Origin of the sequence: Serratia marcescens (assembly GCF_029846115.1) — a bacterium.
Classification (GTDB): Bacteria; Pseudomonadota; Gammaproteobacteria; order Enterobacterales; family Enterobacteriaceae; genus Serratia; species Serratia marcescens_L.
Genome location: NZ_JARVZZ010000001.1, coordinates 4,277,494 through 4,294,735, shown reverse-complemented (window position 1 = coordinate 4,294,735; position 17,242 = coordinate 4,277,494). Strand labels below are relative to the sequence as shown.

Here is a 17,242-nt window from a genome sequence, read left to right as displayed (position 1 = left end):
CATCGCCTCCTGGAAGAGAACAGTTAAGGTCTTTAATTAATAAACTCGAGATAAATTCACGCCGCGTTATTTATTCGCGAGTGATTGTCGCAGTGTTGATGAGAGCAGATGGTATGCCTGTGGAAAAGAAAAAAGGAATAAGCCGATTAACCTACAGCATAAGGAATTCCTGGGCCGGGTTTATTGACGCCGTGCTTACCGAAGATGCGTTCCGCCAATTATTGGTTATTAACGCCATTTTACTGGTTGTTACATTTGGTTTAGATATTACAAAAATGGAGCGGCTGTTATTAATCATCTGCAGTTTCCTGCTATTGGTGGTTGAGTTGCTTAATACGGCGATTGAAACCGTGGTCGATCGCATTTCGCTGGAATTACATCCGTTATCCAAACGCGCCAAAGATTTGGGCGGCGCAGCGCAGCTGGTGGCGGTGGTGCTGACTATCGTTGTTTGGGCAACGGTGCTGCTGGGCCGATAGGGGCTTGGGTGGTTCAACCACCAGGCCGGTTGCCGTGGCGATATAAGCGGTTATCATCGTTGTTTTGCGTTCAGCAAGGAGAGTAGGCCGCTATGCCCGTGAATTTTGATCTCAACGATCTTTATGCCTTCCGCGCGCTGGTGGAGTACGGCAATTTTCGGCTGGCCGCAGAGTCCATCTGCCTGTCGCAGTCGGCGCTGAGCCGCAGGATTGAAAAGCTGGAAAACGCGCTGGGCAGCAAACTGTTCGATCGCACCACCCGGCGCGTGACTTTGACGCTGTACGGGCAGGCTTTTGCCGAGCGTTCGGATCATCTGCTGATGAATGTCGAAGCGGTGTTGGCCGATATCGATAAGGTCAGCCAGGAGCGTACCGGGCTGGTCACCGTCGCCACGGTGCCGTCGGCGGCCTACTATTTCATGCCCGACGTGATACGCCGTTTCCGGCTTCGCTATCCGCGCGTGCGCGTTAAGCTGATCGACGGCAGCGCAGGCAATGTCATCGAGGCGGTCACCGGCGGCCAGGCCGATTTCGGCATCTGCTTTGCCGGGCGCCTGCAGCCTAATCTTGAATTTGTGCCGTTGGTGGGGGACGTTTACGTGGCCGCTTGCCGGCGCGACCATCCGCTCGCCGCTAAAAAGAGCCTCACCTGGCGGGAATTTTATCAGCAAGACTACGTGTCGCTGGATAAAACCTCCGGCAATCGCAATCTGCTCGATCAGCGTCTGGAACACCTCATGCCGGAGCGCCCCAGCGTGTGCGAAACTCGCCATGTGACGACCATGCTGGGCATGGTTGAGGCGGGCATCGGCATTGCCGCCGTGCCCGCCATGTCGATGCCCGCTTCAGAACATTCGGTGTTGACGTCGGTGCCGCTGGTCGAACCGGTGGTGAAACGCAGCGTGGGCCTCATCAGACGCGGCGGCCGCATGCAGTCTTTCGTCGCCGCCGAGCTGGAAAAGCTGATTACTGAACAGTATCACTCTGCCTGACCGGCTGCTGCGCCGGCACGGTTCGCATGCCGGTCGCGCGAATGGTCGGCTGTGCCTGAGAGGAGGCGAGGAAGTCCAGCAGCGCTTTGCCTTCGCGGCGGTGCTCCGCCTTGGCGGTTACCGCGCCGGCGAAGCGGGTGATGTACTGCACGTTTTCCGGCAGCTCGCCGATAAAGGTGACGCCCGCCACGGGCAACAATTCGCTGACCTGCTGGAAGCCCAGCGCGTATTTTCCTTGCGCCACTTCAGAAGCCACCGGAATGCGCTCAATTATATGCGCCTTTCCTTTCACCTGTTCCTCGATGCCCAGTTTTTTGAACAGTTGGCCGCTGACGTAGCGGCCGCTGGCGCTGTCGGAATAGGCGAAAGAGTCGGCTTGCAGCAAGGTATTGCGCAGGTCGGCATCCGTTTTTATCGCCGGCTTGGGCGCGCCCTGTTTCACCACCATGCCGATCGGCGAATCGGCCAGCTCCACGCGTGAACCCGGCTGGAGCCAGCCACTTTTGTCCAGTTGGGTCAGCGCGTCGCCCACCATGATCACCACATCGGCTTTCTCTCCGCGCGCCAGCCGCGCTGGGATCGCCTGCGGCGTTTTCCCCATGGAAGGGCCGGACACCAGAATGATTTTGTCGCCGCTTTGGGCTTCATATTCCGGGGCCAGTTTCTCCAGCGCGGCTTTGAAGCCGCCGGAGATCATCACGGTCAGGTCTTTGGCCAGCGCCGCCGTACTGAAGGAGGCGCACACGAGCAGGGTGATGATCGAACGAGTGAGTTTCTGCATGACATGATTCCTTATGGCGATGGCGCGTTAGCGTGCGGTTTGCAGCGGCATGGCGATGCGGCGATACAGATACAGCGTCGCCAGCAAGGCGCACAGCGCGGCGAAGCTCATCCAGTAGCCCGGTGAAGCCTTATCGCCGGTGTATTCGATCAACGCGGTGGAGATCACCGGCGTAAAGCCGCCGAATACCGCCGTCGCCAGGCTGTAGGCCAGCGAGAACCCGGCCACCCGCACTTCCGTTGGCATGATCTCGGTTAAGGCCGGGATCATCGCGCCGTTGTAGAGGCCATAAATGAAGGACAGCCACAGCAGCACGGCCAGCATCATGCTGAAGCTGGGGGCGGCGGCGAGCAGGCTGAGCGCCGGGTAGGCGGTGGCCAGCGTCAGCAGCGCCATGGCGATCAGCACCGGTTTGCGGCCGAAGCGATCCGACAGCGCACCGCCGATGGGCAGCCAGATGAAGTTGGAAATCGCGACCAGTAAAGTGACCAGCAAGCTGTCGGAGGCGCTGAGCAGCAGCACCTTTTTGCCGAAGGTTGGCGCATACACGGTGATCAGGTAAAACGCGGTGGTGGTCATGGCGACCATCAGCATGCCGGCGATCACCACCGGCCAGTTTTTCAGCAGGGTTTTAAACACGTCGCGCATCGCCAGGTGGTGGCGCCGGGCGGTAAATTCCTGTGTTTCTTCCAGCTTGCGGCGCAGGATGAAGATGAAGGGAACGATCAGGCAGCCGAACAGGAAAGGCAGGCGCCATCCCCACTCGCGAATAGCGCTTTCCTCCAGCGCCGCGTTGAGCGCGAAGCCCATTGCCGCCGCCACCATGATCGCCACCTGCTGGCTGCCGGACTGCCAGCTGGTATAGAAGCCCTTACGGCCCGGCGTGGCGATTTCGGCCAGATAGACGGACACGCCGCCCAGCTCCGCGCCCGCCGAGAAGCCTTGCAGCAGGCGCCCGCACAGCACCAGCAGCGGCGCCCAAAGCCCGATGCTCTGGTAAGAGGGGATCAATACGATCAGGAAGGTGCCCGTAGCCATGATCGACAGGGTGACGATCAGCCCTTTGCGGCGGCCGACTTTATCGATGTAAGCGCCCAGCACGATGGCGCCAATGGGGCGCATCAGAAAACCTGCGCCGAATACTGCGAAGGTCATCATCAGCGAGGCAAATTCGCTGCTGGCCGGGAAAAAGGTGTGTGCGATGTAGGTGGCGTAAAAGCCGAACAGAAAGAAGTCGAACTGTTCCAGAAAGTTGCCGGAGGTGACGCGCAGGATCGCGCCGGCTCGGGTTCGGGTGGTCATGGGTGAGGTAGAGGAATGCATCTTTATCTCCAGTTTGCTATTGGCGCCTACGCCGCGCCTGTTGCTGAAGACTCGCTCAGGAAAATAAACTAAATAAGCGCAATAAACGCATGGCGCGATGCGTTTGGCGCATCAATCGGCGTTAACAATTTTGCGCGACCAGTTGTAACGCACCGTTAACAAGTTTGGGGGCTGTTGCCTGCGGCGGCGCGCGTCGAAAACGGCATGCGCGTTTTGTGACAGGGTTCATAAAGGGGTGGCGAAGAAACGCCCCGTGCCTCTGAACGATTGTTCGATACCGCTCGTAAAAAGGTGAATGCCTCGCACTGCGTTTGCAAAATGCGTGGATGTACGTTCAGCCTTGCAGTAACAACGCACGCCTTTGCATGTCATCCCGGCACCTCTCTGCTATAGCTTTACATCTATATAGTTTTTGATCTATATTGCAGAGAGGTCCCGTGTGGGAAATTAAAACAACGGATGTGTTTGATGACTGGTTTAGCTCACTCAACGATGCCGATCGGGCCGGCGTGCTTGCCGCATTGATGGTCCTACGGGAAAAGGGACCCGGGCTGCCCAGACCCTATGCCGATACGGTGAAAGGCTCACGTTACAGCAATATGAAAGAGTTGCGCATTCAGAGCCGTGGCGAACCGTTGCGGGCATTCTTCGCTTTCGATCCGTACCGTATTGGCATTGTTCTTTGCGCGGGCAATAAAGCCGGCAATGAAAAACGCTTTTACGATCGAATGCTTCAGATTGCCGATCGGGAATTCACCTGTTGGCTGAACACATTAAACGAGAAGGAGTGACGCGATGGGCAGAACGCTGGAACAGCTTATTGCGGATGAAAAACCCGAGGTCGTGGCCAACGCGCAGGCGCTGGCGGCGGACATCATGCTGAACATTCACCTTGCCGAGCTGCGCGAAAAAGTCCAGAAAACGCAGGTTGAAATGGCGCAGGCGCTGGGGATCCGGCAGCCGACCGTGGCCGTGATGGAAAAACCGGGCCGCGATCTGAAACTGTCTTCGCTAAAACGCTACGTTGAGGCGGCCGGTGGCAAATTGCGCCTGGATGTTGAACTGCCGGACGGCTCTCACTACGAAGTGGTGCTGTAGACGCCGTTGCTCGGTTAACGGCAGAAAGCAAAAAGCCCGCTCAGGTTCCCCCGAGCGGGCTTTTCGCAATATGGCGCCTCCGATGTCAAGAGGCAGTCGTGAAAGCAAAGAGGCCAGGCTGTATGGGCGCTTCCGTTTGGGCCAGATAGCGTTAAGCAGGTCACCCGTCGTACCTTCGCGATAAATCATCCCCCTGGCTCAAAGCTGAAACGATACGACTTATGTTGATGAATCGCTCATTTAACGTGCAAAAAAATGAATGAATTTCATTAAAATTGCGATGATATTCGTATTTTTATCGCACTATTTATTCAAATATTCACCCGGTGAAGTTCATCACATTTCTTTAACCTGCTTAACAGTAGATTTTTCTCGTTAATAGAAAATCGATTCAGCTAAAGGGGAAGGGAAATGAAGAAAACGTGGGCTATAGCGATGTTTTCGGCTCTGATTTCAGGGCAGGCGGCGGCACAGAGTTGGGTGCTGACCAGCGCTGAAGATGGCGTAGAGAAAGGAAACTGGAAGATTTCGAGTGAGGCGCTGAAGATTAAGGATAAAACGTTCAGCATTGAGCAGAAAGTGCTGCACGGCGGCAAGCAGGAAGGCAGCAAGGTCGTGATTATCCGCAGCCAGGATGGCCTGACCATCACCCTCAGCCCCACGCGCGGCATGAACCTCCTGAGGGCAGAAGGATTTGGCGCGAAAATGGGATGGGATTCCCCGGTCAAAGAGGTGGTCAACCCCGCCTTTATCAACCTGGAAAGCCGCAATGGGCTGGGTTGGCTGGAAGGTTTCAATGAGATGATGGTGCGTTGTGGCTATGAGTGGACCGGTCATCCGGTGAGCGAAGGAGGGCAAATTTACACGTTGCACGGTAAAGCGGGCAATACGCCGGCCTCGCGGGTTGAGGTTGAGGTAGCGGATACGGCGCCGTATGAAATTCGTATTCGCGGCCTGCTCAAAGAGAGCACATTCAAAAAAGCCGATCTGCAAACCCTGACCGAACTGCGCTACGTGCCCGGCAGCAACAGTTTCAGCCTGCATGATGTGTTAACCAACCGGGCGGATTACCCCCATGACTACCAGATTATTTATCACAGCAATTTCGGTGCGCCGATTCTGGAAAATGGCGCCCGCTTCCTGGCGCCGATGACCAGCATCAGCCCGTTTAACGACTATGCCAAAGCCGGGCTGAAGACCTGGGGAACCTATGCCGGCCCCACCAAAGGGTTTGATGAAATGGTCTTTAACATTAAGCCATTATCGGATCCGAATCATCAGACACTGGCGGCGCTGGTCAATAACGCGGGCGACAAAGGGGTGGCTATTCAGTTCGATACCCGTCAATTGCCCGTCCTGACGCTGTGGAAGAATACCGATACGTTAAAACAGGGGTATGTAACGGGGATTGAGCCGGGCACCAGCTATGCCTACCCGGTCACCATCGAGCGCGAACAAAAACGCGTTAAACAGTTGCAGCCTGGCGCCAGTGCGCAGTTTGATCTGACCTATACCTTGCTGCACAGCAAGGCGCAGGTGGCGGATCTGGAGCAGAAGATTGCTGATATTCAGGGCAAGGTAAAAATCGATGAGAATGCCGTGCCGATAGCCAAAGAGTAGCGCGTCCTTGCGCCTTGTTAAGCGCTAAAAAACAAAAAGCCCGCTCGGGTTTCCCTGAGCGGGCTTCTCTAAATATGGCTCCTCTGACTGGACTCGAACCAGTGACATACGGATTAACAGTCCGCCGTTCTACCGACTGAACTACAGAGGAATCGTGTGAACGGGGCGAATAATAGCGGGGCGCCTGGGGTTTGTCAAAGCGCTAAACTGCAAAAAAGGTGCGTTTGCTGAGGGAATGAGCACCTTGCGCTGTTTTTCGGCATTTTTCACCGGCAGGCGGTGATGTTTGCCGCCTGTCTCGTTATCGCGTCGCTTGCACAAGCCCTTGCACGGCGATGGTGCACAGCCGTTTTCCCTTTCATCTTCCTCTCACGCTAACCGTACTGCCCAGGCTCCTGGTTAATGCCGCCACATGCCGCGCCGCAACTGATATGTAGGATGAATAAGCAAGCAATATGTATTCGTCGTCACAATGGCTAGATTTTTGCTTACCCATTTTTGGGGAATGCGACTGCGCTCTCAAGAAAATTATTTTCCCCGTCTACACATAAAGTGACTGATCCGCGCCCTAGGGCGTTTCGCTATACCAGTGCTGAGGAAGATAACAATGTCATCGAAATTGATAAAAAGTCCGCTCGCTGCTTTGCTCATCGGTTGTTTAGGTACGGCGTTTTCCGCGCAGGCCGACATCGTCATCGGCGTCGCCGGGCCGTTCTCCGGGCCGAACGCCACCTATGGCGATCAGTATTGGCGCGGCGCTTCGCAGGCGGCGGCGGACATCAACGCCGCCGGCGGCATCAAAGGGGAAAAAATCAAGCTGGTGCAGGGGGATGACGCCTGCGAACCGAAACAGGCGGTCGCGGTGGCCAACCGGTTGGTGGATCAGGACAAGGTCTCGGCGGTGGTCGGCCACTTCTGCTCCTCTTCCACCATGCCCGCCTCCGAGGTGTATGACGAGGCCGGCATCATCGCCATCACCCCCGGCTCCACCAACCCGCAGATCACCGAGCGCGGCATGAAGACCATGTTCCGCATGTGCGGGCGCGACGATCAGCAGGGGGTGATCGCCACCAACTACATGCTGGATACCCTGAAGGCCAAGCGCATCGCGGTGATCCACGATAAAGACACCTACGGCCAGGGGTTGGCGGACGCGGCGAAGGCGGCGATGAACAAGCGCGGAGTCAAAGAGGTGCTGTATGAGGGGTTGTCGCGCGGTGAGAAAGACTTCAACGCGCTGGTGACCAAAATCGCCTCGGTCAAGCCGGACGTGGTCTATTTCGGCGGCTGCCATCCGGAAGCCGGGCCGCTGGTGCGCCAGATGCGCGAGCAGGGCGTGACCGCCAAGTTCTTCTCCGGCGACTGCGTGGTGACCGAAGAGCTGGTGACCGCCGCCGGCGGGCCGCAGTACACCAACGGCGTGCTGATGACCTTCGGCAACGATCCGCGTCAGATCCCGGAGGGCAAGGCGGTGATCGCCAAGTTCCGCGCCAGCGGCTTTGAGCCGGAAGGGTACACCCTCTATTCCTACGCCTCGATCCAGGCGATCGCCGCCGCCTTCAACGCCACCGGCGGCAAAGACAGCGCCAAGGCCGCCGAATGGCTGAAGTCGCACGATGTGGATACCGTGATGGGCAAAAAAGCCTGGGACCAGAAGGGCGACCTGAAGGTCTCGGACTATGTGGTCTACCAATGGGATGACAAGGGCAAATATCACCAGCTGTAAACGGCCGAACCTTGAAGTTGTAACCCTATGACCGACGGGCTCGCCGCTCTGGCGAGCCCGTTCCGCGATGACCTTTGGGCCGCGTCGGACTGCGTTGGCGGCCTTACCAGGCGAGACTGCTCATTATGGATGTATTCTTTTTGCAACAGCTGATCAACGGCCTGACCCTCGGTGCGGTATATGGCCTGATCGCCATCGGCTACACCATGGTTTACGGCATCATCGGCATGATCAACTTCGCCCACGGCGAGGTGTACATGATCTCCGCCTACCTGTGCGCCATCGGTTTGGCGCTGCTGTCGTTCTTCGGGCTGCACTCGTTCCCGCTGCTGATCCTCGGCACGCTGGTGTTCACCATCGTTATCACCGGGGTGTACGGCTGGGTGATCGAGCGCATCGCCTACAAGCCGCTGCGCAACTCCACCCGCCTGGCGCCGCTGATCTCCGCCATCGGCATGTCGTTAATCCTGCAAAACTACGCGCAGATCAGCCAAGGGCCACGCCAGCAGGGCATCCCGACGCTGCTGAGCGGCGTGTTCCGCCTGGAGTTCGACGGCGGCGTGGTGCAGATCACCTACACCAAGGTGTTTATCCTGGTGGCATCGCTGCTCGGCATGGCGATCCTCACCTACCTCATTCAGCGTACCCGGCTGGGGCGCATCTGCCGCGCCACTCAGCAGGATCGCAAAATGGCCTCGATTCTCGGCATCAATACCGATCGGGTGATCTCGCTGGTGTTCGTGATCGGCGCTGCCATGGCCGGGCTGGCCGGGGTGCTGATCACCATGAACTACGGCACCTTCGATTTTTACGTCGGCTTTATCATCGGCATCAAGGCCTTCACCGCCGCGGTGCTGGGCGGTATCGGCTCGCTGCCGGGCGCCATGCTGGGCGGGCTGCTGCTCGGGGTGGCGGAGGCGCAGTTCGCCGGCATGGTGAACTCGGATTACAAGGACGTGTTCTCCTTCGGGTTGCTGGTGGCGATCCTGATCTTCCGTCCGCAGGGCCTGCTTGGCCGGCCGCTGATCGCCAAGGTTTAAGGAGAACGTCATGTCGCAATCCGTGATCAACGGCGGGCTGGACGTTAAACGCAGCCTGCTGGACGCCGTCTTGGCCGGGCTGATCGCCCTGATCGTGTTCGGGCCGATCGTCGGCATCGTGCTGAACGGCTACAGCTTCAACGTCGAACCGCACCGGCTGGTGTGGATTATCGTCGCGGTGATGGCCGGACGGCTGCTGCTGAGCCTGTTCCTGCAAACCGCGCCGGGGCGCAGGGTGCTGGCGCGCTTCGACGGCGGCAACGACGGCGTCTACGTACGGCCGCTGGGCTATAAATCCAACCTGCGCTGGATCTTGCCGCTGATGGCGGCGATCGCGCTGCTGTTCCCGTTCGTCGCCACCAAATACCTGCTGACGGTGGCGATCCTCGGCCTGATCTACGTGCTGCTCGGCCTGGGGCTGAATATCGTGGTCGGGCTGGCGGGGCTGCTCGATCTGGGGTACGTGGCGTTTTACGCCATCGGCGCTTACGGGCTGGCGCTGGGCTATCAGTACCTCGGGCTGGGGTTTTGGGCGATGCTGCCGCTGGGGGCGCTGATGGCGGCGCTGGCCGGCGCGCTGCTGGGTTTCCCGGTGCTGCGCATGCACGGTGACTACCTGGCGATCGTCACGCTGGGGTTCGGCGAGATCATCCGGCTGGTGCTGAACAACTGGATGTCGCTCACCGGCGGGCCGAACGGCGTCTCGGTGCCGGCGCCGACGGTGTTCGGCCTGGAGTTCGGCCGGCGTGCCAAAGACGGCGGGGTGCCGATCCACGAGTTTCTCGGCATCGATTACAACCCCAACCTCAAGTTCATTTTCATCTACGCGGTGCTGTTTTTGGTGGTGCTGCTGGTGCTGTACATCAAGCACCGGCTGACGCGCATGCCGATCGGCCGCGCCTGGGAGGCGCTGCGCGAGGATGAGATCGCCTGCCGCTCTCTCGGGCTCAATCACGTACTGGTGAAGCTGTCGGCGTTTATGCTGGGCGCCTCCACCGCCGGGTTGGCGGGGGTGTTTTTCGCCACCTATCAGGGCTTCGTCAACCCGACCTCGTTCACCTTCTTCGAGTCGGCGCTGATCCTGGCGATCGTGGTGCTGGGCGGCATGGGCTCCACCCTCGGCGTGGTGCTGGCGGCCTTCGTGCTGACGGTGGCGCCGGAGCTGCTGCGCAGTTTCGCCGAATACCGGGTGCTGCTGTTCGGCGTGCTGATGGTGGCGATGATGATCTGGCGGCCGCGCGGGCTGGTGCGCATCAGCCGCGCCAGCTTCGCCGAACGCAAGGGGGTGGCGCCATGAGCGACGCCATTTTGCGGGTGGAGCACCTGATGATGCGCTTTGGCGGCATCAAGGCGCTGAACGACGTCAATCTGGAGGTGGAACGCGGCTCCATCACCGCCCTGATTGGCCCCAACGGCGCCGGCAAGACCACAGTGTTCAACTGCCTGACCGGCTTTTACCGCGCCAGCGGCGGTGCGATCCTGCTCAATACCCATAAGCGGCCGACCGACGTGATCCAGGTGCTGGGGCAGAAGTTTCGCGCCGGCGACTGGATACGCCCGAAGCGGCTCGGCTCGCGCCTCTATTACAAGATGTTCGGCGGCACCCACCTGGTCAACCGCGCCGGGCTGGCGCGCACTTTCCAGAATATCCGCCTGTTCCGCGAAATGTCGGTGGTGGAGAACCTGCTGGTGGCGCAGCACATGCAGAGCAACCGCAACCTGATCGCCGGGGTGCTGAACACGCCGGGCTACCGCCGGGCGGAGAGCGCCGCGCTGGATCACGCCTTCTACTGGCTGGAGGTGGTGGATCTGGTGGACTGCGCCAACCGGCTGGCGGGGGAAATGTCCTACGGCCAACAGCGGCGGCTGGAGATCGCGCGCGCCATGTGCACCGCGCCGGAGATGATCTGTCTCGACGAGCCGGCCGCCGGGCTGAACCCAGTGGAAACGGCGACGCTGAGCCGTATCATCCGCTTCCTGCGCCAGCATCACGGCATCACGGTGCTGCTGATCGAGCATGACATGGGCATGGTGATGGAGATCTCCGACCGGGTGATCGTGCTCGATCACGGCGACGTGATCGCCCGCGGCACGCCGCAGGAGATCCAGCACAACGAGGCGGTGATCGCCGCCTACCTGGGCGCGGACGAAGAGGAGCTGGCGGGATGAGCGAAGCGATGCTGGAATTTCGCGAAGTGGACGTGTTTTATGGGCCGATCCAGGCGCTGCGCAAGGTGTCGCTGCAGGTCAACGCCGGGGAGACGGTGGCGCTGATCGGCGCCAATGGCGCGGGCAAATCCACGCTGTTGATGTCAATCTTCGGCCAGCCGCGCATCGCCGGCGGGCAGATCCTGTTTGGCGGCGAGGACATCAGCCGCCGCTCCACGCACTACGTGGCGGCCGGCGGCATCGCGCAGGCGCCGGAAGGGCGGCGCATTTTCCCGGACATGAGCGTGGAGGAGAACCTGCTGATGGGCACCATCACCGTCGGCAACCGCTATCTGGCGGAGGATTTGCCGCGTATGTTCGAGCTGTTTCCGCGTCTCAAGGAGCGGCGCAACCAGCGGGCGATGACCCTGTCCGGCGGCGAGCAGCAGATGCTGGCGATCGCCCGCGCGCTGATGAGCCGGCCGAAGCTGCTGCTGTTGGACGAACCGAGCCTGGGGCTGGCGCCGATCGTGGTGCGGCAGATCTTCGGCGTGCTGCGCGAGCTGACCCGCAGCGGCATGACGCTGTTTCTGGTGGAGCAGAACGCCAACCACGCGCTGAAGCTGTCCGATCGCGGCTATGTGATGGTCAACGGCCAGATCCGCCTCACCGGCAGCGGACCGGAGCTGTTGAACGATCCGGCGGTGAGAAAGGCCTATCTGGGCGGTGGCTGAGCGCCGCCCTTTGGGCAGGGAGGCCCGCGTTCATCCCTCGGCGGCGCTTCGATCTTGATCATCGTAGCGTGAGCGGGCCGCCCTGAAGGCATCGGCGGAGGCGATAATCCACGACCAGAGTGGCAGCATGTTGAGCAGCATCTCTTCCCCCGCGTCGGTGATGGTGTAAACCACGCGGGGCAGCTTTTCCTGATAATCGCAGCGCGATATCAACCCGTCCCGCTCGAGATGGCGCAGCGTCCGCGTCAGCATTCTCTGCGTCACGCCCGCTAATTGGCGGCCTATCTCGCCGTGGCGCAGCGGCCCGTGGGTGCCCAGGATATGCAATACCCCCAGCGACCAACGGTTGCCCGCATGTGCGAGGATCTCACGCTTCAACCCTTCATCGTCGTTGCTCAATTCTTCACAGAACGCCTGCGAAAATTGCAGCAGCGCTTCCCGATCGTTCGTCATATTCCTCTCCGGTATCACGCGTGTACCTAATTGAACCCGTTTTTGTCAGCTGTCAGGATGGCGCAGTGTTAAGACAGGAGGCAAGAATGAAATCCACAAATCCATCCATCAATACCGTGCTGATACTCGGCGCCGGTGAACTGGGGCTGCCGGTATTGCGCGCGATGAGCCGGCAGGCCCGGTTACACCACGCTTTAAACATCAGCGTGCTGCTGCGGCCGGAGGCCGCCCGCGCCGTCACCGGCCCGCATCGCGCGCGGCGGGATGCGCTGACGCGGCTCGGCATCGCCGTGGTGGAAGGCGACCTGCAGCAAAACAGCGTGGATGAGCTGAGCGCGCTGCTGCGTGGCTTTGACGCGGTGATCAACTGCAGCGGCTTTGTCGGCGGGGCGGGCACGCAGATAAAGATCACCCAGGCCGTTTTGCAGGCGGGCGTGGCGCGTTATTTCCCGTGGCAGTTCGGCGTGGACTACGATGTTGTCGGCAAAGGCAGCGGGCAACAGGTGTGGGATGAACAGCTCGAGGTGCGCCACCTGCTGCGTGCGCAGAAGGCGACGGCGTGGGTGATTGTTTCCACGGGCATTTTCACCAGCTACCTGTTTGACTCGGGTTTTGGCGTGGTGGACGCGGCCACCAAAACGGTGCGCGCGCTGGGCGACTGGCGCTACGCGGTGACGCTGACCACCCCCGAGGACATTGGCCGGCTGACGGCCGCGATTTTTTTCCATCGGCCCGCGTTTCGCAACCAGGTGGTCTATATCGCCGGGGACACGCTGACCTACCGCGAGCTTGCCGATGTCATGCAGGCGCACTGGGGCGTTGAGGTCAACAGAGTCCTGTTGGACAACGAGCGGCTGCAGGAGGAGGTGCGGAACCATCCGCGTGACGTCGGCGCCAAATACCGGCTGGCTTTCGCCCGGCCCGACGGCGTGGCCTGGGATAAGGCGAAAACCTTCAATGCGCGCCAGGGCATAGCCACCACCACCGCCGAGCAGTGGCTGGCGCAGCAATGCCCGACCTCTCAGGACGGTTAGTCGCCTGAGCGCCGGACTCAGAAATGGCGCTGCATCCAGCGCACGTTCAGCCGCACCAGGGCGACGATGGCGCTGGAGAGCAGCCGCAGCCCGGCGGGCATGTCGCGGCGGCGGATGTCCAGCAGCAGCACGGTGCGCACCTGCGCGCTGTCGTTCCACACCTCGTGTTCGAAGGTATCGTCCCACAGCATGAACTCCCCCTCGTGCAGCCGGTATTCGCGGCCGTCCACTTTCAGCACCGCCGCCGGCACCCCGTCGGCGCGTTTAGGCATGTCCAGCACCAGATAGCCGCGCAGAATGCCGCGGAACGGCCCGCGGTGGGGCGGCACCTGTTTGCCGGGCGCCAGGAAGGAGAGCGAGGCGGACAGCACGTCCGGCGACGAGGCGATCAGCGCCGCCAGCGTCGGGCAGCGCGCCAGGTTGCGGGCGATCGGCTGGCCGTAGGCCTTCATGATGAACATGCGCCAGTCGCGCGCGTCGTTGGCGGAGATCGATTCCTGCTGGATCATGATCTCGTGAAAACGGGGAATATTGTGCAGATCGTGGGCGACGGTCAGCGCCTCTTCGCGGATCTGCCGCCATTGGGCGGTGAAACGCTCGGCGTCGGGGAACAGCGCGGCGCTGTCGAGCACCGGCTTGCCCTGAATGCGGCGATCGTAAACATTGCGCAATGCGAGCACGGACCAATCATAAATCGCGGACATAATGACCTCGCCTCAGAAAACGCCAAATGGACACTGCGCGCGGTTCTTCGGCGCGGCGCGTCGTCTGCGGCGGCCGGGGGGGAAGAGCGGCAGGAAAAATTGGTACGCTTCAAGAGATTAGCACAGCATTTGTGCAACCGTGTGTCTGCGAATGTGTCGAAATGCGGCGAAAAAAACCACACAATTAAAGTGTGACGCGTATCGCATTTAGCGGGCCGGTTGGTTAAAATATCGCGACTTGCCCGCACCTGTCCGGATTTTGTTTACCATGGAACACGCTGCCGTTTCGCGCTCAACCGCCTGGTTGCGCGTGGTTATCCTCGCCGTCTCGGCCTTTATCTTCAACACCACCGAATTTATTCCGGTTGGTCTGCTGAGCGACATTGCTGCCAGCTTCTCGATGCAAACCGAACAGGTCGGCCTGATCATCACCATCTACGCCTGGATCGTCGCCGCCGCCTCATTGGCGTGCATGCTGCTGACCAGCAAAATCGAGCGCCGCAAGCTGCTGATCGGCGTGTTCATGCTGTTTATCGCCAGCCACGTGCTGACCGCCGTGGCCTGGAACTTCACCACGCTGGTCATTTCGCGCGCCGGCGTGGCGCTGGCGCACTCGGTGTTCTGGTCGATCACCGCCTCGCTGGCGATCCGCGTGGCGCCGCCGGGCAAGAAAGCCCAGGCGCTGAGCCTGCTGGCGGGCGGCACCGCGCTGGCGATGGTGCTCGGGTTGCCGCTCGGGCGGGTGGTGGGGCAGCTGCTCGGCTGGCGCATGACCTTTATCGGCATCGCGGTGTGCGCCACCCTGGCGCTGGTGTTGCTGTGGCGCCTGCTGCCGGTGCTGAAAAGCGAGCACTCCGGTTCGCTGGCCAGCGTGCCGCTGCTGTTCAAACGCCCGGCGCTGCTGGCGCTGTATATGCTGACCGTCATCGTGGTGACGGCGCACTTCACCGCTTATAGCTACATCGAGCCGTTTATCCAGACCGTGGCCAGGCTGTCGGAGAACTTCACCACGCTGATGCTGCTGTTGTTCGGCGCCGCCGGCATCGTCGGCAGCCTGCTGTTCAGCCGTTACAGCGAGCGTTTTCCTTCCGGCTTCTTTATCGGCGCCATCGCGCTGCTGGTCTTGAGCCTGCTGCTGCTGCTGCCGGCCGCCGGCAGCGAAAGCCACCTGACGGTGCTGTGTATCTTCTGGGGCATGGCGATCATGGCCATCGGCCTGTCGATGCAGGCCAAAGTGCTGAGCCTGGCGCCGGACGCCACCGACGTGGCGATGGCGATCTTCTCCGGCCTGTACAACTTCGGCATCGGCAGCGGTGCGCTGCTGGGCAACCAGGTGAGCCTGCATCTTGGGATGGGCAACATCGGCTTCGTCGCCGCGCCGCTGGCGCTGATCGCCCTCGGTTGGTGCCTGCTGAGCGTCTACCGCAGCGAACGGCTGCAGCAGCACCCCAGCCGTTAAGCCGCCGATTCGGGATGCCGCTGCGGCATCCCGCGTTGCATTTTCCTGCTATAAAACAGGCTGCTGCAGCGTTTTATGCTTAACTTTTTTTCATAGTCTGCTAATTAAAAATTTAACTCCGACGCCGCTTCGCTAGCATAGAAAGTCATCAAAAATGTTAATGCGAGGTTAACGGTGAGTGACTCTGTAGCGGCGTCGCCGATCCATGCGCGGGATTTGGCGACCAGAATCGACGCCTTGCCCGCGTCGGCCGGTCTGTGGCGCTTTATCATTCTGCTGTCGCTGGGCGGCTTTTTCGAACTCTACGATCTGTTCCAGACCGGCTATATCAGCACCGGCCTTATCGCCGACGGCATTTTCCACACCGGCGCACAGGGCGTCTTCGGCGTGTCGGACCAGGCGGCCTTCGCCTCCGCCACCTTTCTTGGCCTGTTCGTCGGCGCCAGCTTGCTGAGCCCGTACGCCGATCGCTTCGGCCGCCGCGCCACCTTCATGTTCGCCCTGATCTGGTATGGCGTCTTCTCGCTGCTGCTGGCGTTTCAACAGCAGGCGGAATGGGTGATCTTTCTGCGCTTTCTGGTGGGCGTCGGGCTCGGCATTGAGCTGGTGACCATCGATACTTACCTGACGGAGTGGGTGCCCGCGCATCTGCGCACCCGGGCTTTCGCCTTCGCGTTCTTCGTGCAGTTCCTGTCGGTGCCGGCGGTGGCGCTGATGTCCTGGTGGTTGGTGCCGCAGACGATTTGGGGCCTGAGCGGTTGGCGCTACGTGGTGATCGCCGGCGCGCTGGCCTCGCTGGTGATCTGGCTGGTGCGCAAGGGGCTACCGGAGTCGCCGCGCTGGCTGGTGCAGCAGCGGCGCTATGCGCAGGCCCGGCAGGTGATGCGGGATATGGAGCGGCGCTGCGGCGTGGCGGCCGCGGACTTCCCGTCGCGCCCGGTGGATGATGCCGAGGGGGCGCCGCCGCGCGGCCGCTTTCGCGATATCTGGGCGCCGCAGTACCGCGATCGCACGCTGATGCTGGTGGTGATGAACTTCTTTCAGGCCATCGGCTTCTTCGGCTTCGGCAACTGGCTGCCGGCGCTGCTGTCGGGCAAGGGCGCTTCGGTCACCCACAGCCTGCTGTACGCTTTCTTCATCACGCTGGCCTACCCGCTGGGCTCGCTGCTGTGCAGCTTCTACGCCGACAAGATGGAGAACAAGTGGCAGATCGTGTTGTCTTGCCTGGTGACGGTGATCTTCGGTTCGCTGTTCGCGCTGCAGAACAACCCGCTGTGGCTGATCCTGTGCGGCTTCTTCATCACCTGGTCCAACGCCTGGCTGACCTACAGCTACCACTCGTATCAATCCGAGATTTTCCCGACCCACATCCGCGCCCGCGCCGTCGGTTTCTGCTACTCCTTCAGCCGGCTGTCGACGGTGTTCAGCAGCATCATCATCGGCATTATCTTGCAGTACGGCGGCTCGCTGGGGGTGATCGCGTTTATCGTCGCCAGCATGCTGATCGTGATGCTGGTGATTGGGCTGTTCGGCCCGAAAACGCGCGGCATCGATCTGGAAAACATCTGACGTTTAACGCCGGCGGCGACGCCGGCCTCTTCAGCAAAAAAACTCGCGATCATGCGAAAATTATTCCGTTATCACTGCCTTT

The 17,242-nt window shown here is 60.6% G+C and carries 17 protein-coding genes and 1 tRNA gene; 13 read left to right on the top strand and 5 right to left on the bottom strand.

Going from position 1 to position 17,242, the window contains the following annotated elements; translation table 11 throughout:
• Positions 1–113: 113 nt before the first annotated feature.
• Positions 114–479 carry a diacylglycerol kinase gene (locus tag QDT79_RS20550; protein WP_060439472.1) on the top strand — a complete coding sequence of 122 codons (366 nt, stop codon included), beginning with the start codon at positions 114–116 and terminating at the stop codon, positions 477–479.
• A gap of 92 nt (positions 480–571) precedes the next feature.
• Positions 572–1,471: an L-proline-binding transcription factor PsrA gene (psrA, locus tag QDT79_RS20545; protein WP_308317001.1), complete on the top strand. Its 900-nt coding sequence runs from the start codon at positions 572–574 to the stop codon at positions 1,469–1,471.
• Here the strand turns inward: psrA and QDT79_RS20540 are convergent.
• On the bottom strand, positions 1,446–2,252 hold the full coding sequence (locus tag QDT79_RS20540) for a substrate-binding domain-containing protein (RefSeq protein ID WP_107226504.1): 807 nt from the start codon (positions 2,250–2,252) through the stop codon (positions 1,446–1,448). The genes psrA and QDT79_RS20540 overlap by 26 nt on opposite strands.
• Positions 2,253–2,279: 27 nt before the next feature.
• A complete protein-coding gene (locus QDT79_RS20535; RefSeq protein ID WP_063989266.1) occupies positions 2,280–3,575 on the bottom strand; it encodes an MFS transporter in 1,296 nt (431 codons plus the stop codon).
• A gap of 437 nt (positions 3,576–4,012) precedes the next feature.
• Between QDT79_RS20535 and QDT79_RS20530 the strand changes: the two genes are divergently transcribed.
• The 3 genes from QDT79_RS20530 (at position 4,013) to QDT79_RS20520 (ending at position 6,293) form a co-directional block, all read left to right on the top strand.
• Entirely contained in the window at positions 4,013–4,366 is a 354-nt protein-coding gene (locus QDT79_RS20530; protein WP_100396990.1) for a type II toxin-antitoxin system RelE/ParE family toxin, read from the top strand.
• Between the two features lie 4 nt (positions 4,367–4,370).
• Complete coding sequence (proR, locus tag QDT79_RS20525; protein ID WP_049200011.1) at positions 4,371–4,673, top strand: transcriptional regulator ProR; 303 nt, start codon at positions 4,371–4,373, stop codon at positions 4,671–4,673.
• A gap of 411 nt (positions 4,674–5,084) precedes the next feature.
• Positions 5,085–6,293 (top strand): aldose 1-epimerase family protein, encoded by a 1,209-nt coding sequence (locus QDT79_RS20520; RefSeq protein ID WP_308317000.1) that lies wholly within the window; start codon positions 5,085–5,087, stop codon positions 6,291–6,293.
• 75 nt (positions 6,294–6,368) lie between these two features.
• Here the strand turns inward: QDT79_RS20520 and QDT79_RS20515 are convergent.
• Positions 6,369–6,444 (bottom strand) — tRNA-Asn (locus tag QDT79_RS20515).
• Positions 6,445–6,900: 456 nt separating this feature from the next.
• Here QDT79_RS20515 and QDT79_RS20510 point away from each other — a divergent pair.
• From QDT79_RS20510 to QDT79_RS20490, 5 genes are all read left to right on the top strand, one after another.
• Complete coding sequence (locus QDT79_RS20510) at positions 6,901–8,019, top strand: branched-chain amino acid ABC transporter substrate-binding protein (RefSeq protein ID WP_063989269.1); 1,119 nt, start codon at positions 6,901–6,903, stop codon at positions 8,017–8,019.
• A gap of 125 nt (positions 8,020–8,144) precedes the next feature.
• Positions 8,145–9,059: an ABC transporter permease subunit gene (locus QDT79_RS20505; RefSeq protein WP_063989270.1), complete on the top strand. Its 915-nt coding sequence runs from the start codon at positions 8,145–8,147 to the stop codon at positions 9,057–9,059.
• Positions 9,060–9,069: 10 nt separating this feature from the next.
• A complete protein-coding gene (livM, locus tag QDT79_RS20500) occupies positions 9,070–10,356 on the top strand; it encodes a high-affinity branched-chain amino acid ABC transporter permease LivM (RefSeq protein ID WP_063989271.1) in 1,287 nt (428 codons plus the stop codon).
• Positions 10,353–11,228, top strand: a complete 876-nt coding sequence (locus tag QDT79_RS20495; protein WP_033635209.1) for an ABC transporter ATP-binding protein — start codon at positions 10,353–10,355, stop codon at positions 11,226–11,228. Before livM ends, QDT79_RS20495 begins: the two co-directional genes overlap by 4 nt.
• Positions 11,225–11,941, top strand: a complete 717-nt coding sequence (locus QDT79_RS20490; protein ID WP_063989272.1) for an ABC transporter ATP-binding protein — start codon at positions 11,225–11,227, stop codon at positions 11,939–11,941. Before QDT79_RS20495 ends, QDT79_RS20490 begins: the two co-directional genes overlap by 4 nt.
• A gap of 30 nt (positions 11,942–11,971) precedes the next feature.
• On the opposite strand, the gene QDT79_RS20485 is transcribed toward QDT79_RS20490, so the two are convergent.
• Positions 11,972–12,394: a winged helix-turn-helix transcriptional regulator gene (locus QDT79_RS20485; protein WP_107226499.1), complete on the bottom strand. Its 423-nt coding sequence runs from the start codon at positions 12,392–12,394 to the stop codon at positions 11,972–11,974.
• Between the two features lie 86 nt (positions 12,395–12,480).
• Between QDT79_RS20485 and QDT79_RS20480 the strand changes: the two genes are divergently transcribed.
• Complete coding sequence (locus tag QDT79_RS20480; RefSeq protein ID WP_308316999.1) at positions 12,481–13,428, top strand: aromatic alcohol reductase; 948 nt, start codon at positions 12,481–12,483, stop codon at positions 13,426–13,428.
• A 17-nt stretch (positions 13,429–13,445) separates the two neighbouring features.
• On the opposite strand, the gene QDT79_RS20475 is transcribed toward QDT79_RS20480, so the two are convergent.
• A complete protein-coding gene (locus QDT79_RS20475) occupies positions 13,446–14,132 on the bottom strand; it encodes an aspartyl/asparaginyl beta-hydroxylase domain-containing protein (protein WP_107226497.1) in 687 nt (228 codons plus the stop codon).
• A 268-nt stretch (positions 14,133–14,400) separates the two neighbouring features.
• Between QDT79_RS20475 and QDT79_RS20470 the strand changes: the two genes are divergently transcribed.
• On the top strand, positions 14,401–15,591 hold the full coding sequence (locus QDT79_RS20470) for a sugar transporter (protein WP_308316998.1): 1,191 nt from the start codon (positions 14,401–14,403) through the stop codon (positions 15,589–15,591).
• Positions 15,592–15,765: 174 nt separating this feature from the next.
• The gene (locus QDT79_RS20465; protein ID WP_308316997.1) at positions 15,766–17,160 is read left to right on the top strand and encodes an MFS transporter; all 1,395 of its coding nucleotides are present in this window, start codon (positions 15,766–15,768) and stop codon (positions 17,158–17,160) included.
• Positions 17,161–17,242 lie beyond the last annotated feature (82 nt).

Coding starts and splice junctions, on each gene's coding strand:
- QDT79_RS20550 (WP_060439472.1), top strand. CDS start 114: ATGCCTGTGGAAAAGAAAAAAGGAATAAGCCGATTAACCTACAGCATA.
- psrA (WP_308317001.1), top strand. CDS start 572: ATGCCCGTGAATTTTGATCTCAACGATCTTTATGCCTTCCGCGCGCTG.
- QDT79_RS20540 (WP_107226504.1), bottom strand. CDS start 2,252: ATGCAGAAACTCACTCGTTCGATCATCACCCTGCTCGTGTGCGCCTCC.
- QDT79_RS20535 (WP_063989266.1), bottom strand. CDS start 3,575: ATGCATTCCTCTACCTCACCCATGACCACCCGAACCCGAGCCGGCGCG.
- proR (WP_049200011.1), top strand. CDS start 4,371: ATGGGCAGAACGCTGGAACAGCTTATTGCGGATGAAAAACCCGAGGTC.
- QDT79_RS20520 (WP_308317000.1), top strand. CDS start 5,085: ATGAAGAAAACGTGGGCTATAGCGATGTTTTCGGCTCTGATTTCAGGG.
- QDT79_RS20510 (WP_063989269.1), top strand. CDS start 6,901: ATGTCATCGAAATTGATAAAAAGTCCGCTCGCTGCTTTGCTCATCGGT.
- QDT79_RS20505 (WP_063989270.1), top strand. CDS start 8,145: ATGGATGTATTCTTTTTGCAACAGCTGATCAACGGCCTGACCCTCGGT.
- livM (WP_063989271.1), top strand. CDS start 9,070: ATGTCGCAATCCGTGATCAACGGCGGGCTGGACGTTAAACGCAGCCTG.
- QDT79_RS20495 (WP_033635209.1), top strand. CDS start 10,353: ATGAGCGACGCCATTTTGCGGGTGGAGCACCTGATGATGCGCTTTGGC.
- QDT79_RS20490 (WP_063989272.1), top strand. CDS start 11,225: ATGAGCGAAGCGATGCTGGAATTTCGCGAAGTGGACGTGTTTTATGGG.
- QDT79_RS20485 (WP_107226499.1), bottom strand. CDS start 12,394: ATGACGAACGATCGGGAAGCGCTGCTGCAATTTTCGCAGGCGTTCTGT.
- QDT79_RS20480 (WP_308316999.1), top strand. CDS start 12,481: ATGAAATCCACAAATCCATCCATCAATACCGTGCTGATACTCGGCGCC.
- QDT79_RS20475 (WP_107226497.1), bottom strand. CDS start 14,132: ATGTCCGCGATTTATGATTGGTCCGTGCTCGCATTGCGCAATGTTTAC.
- QDT79_RS20470 (WP_308316998.1), top strand. CDS start 14,401: ATGGAACACGCTGCCGTTTCGCGCTCAACCGCCTGGTTGCGCGTGGTT.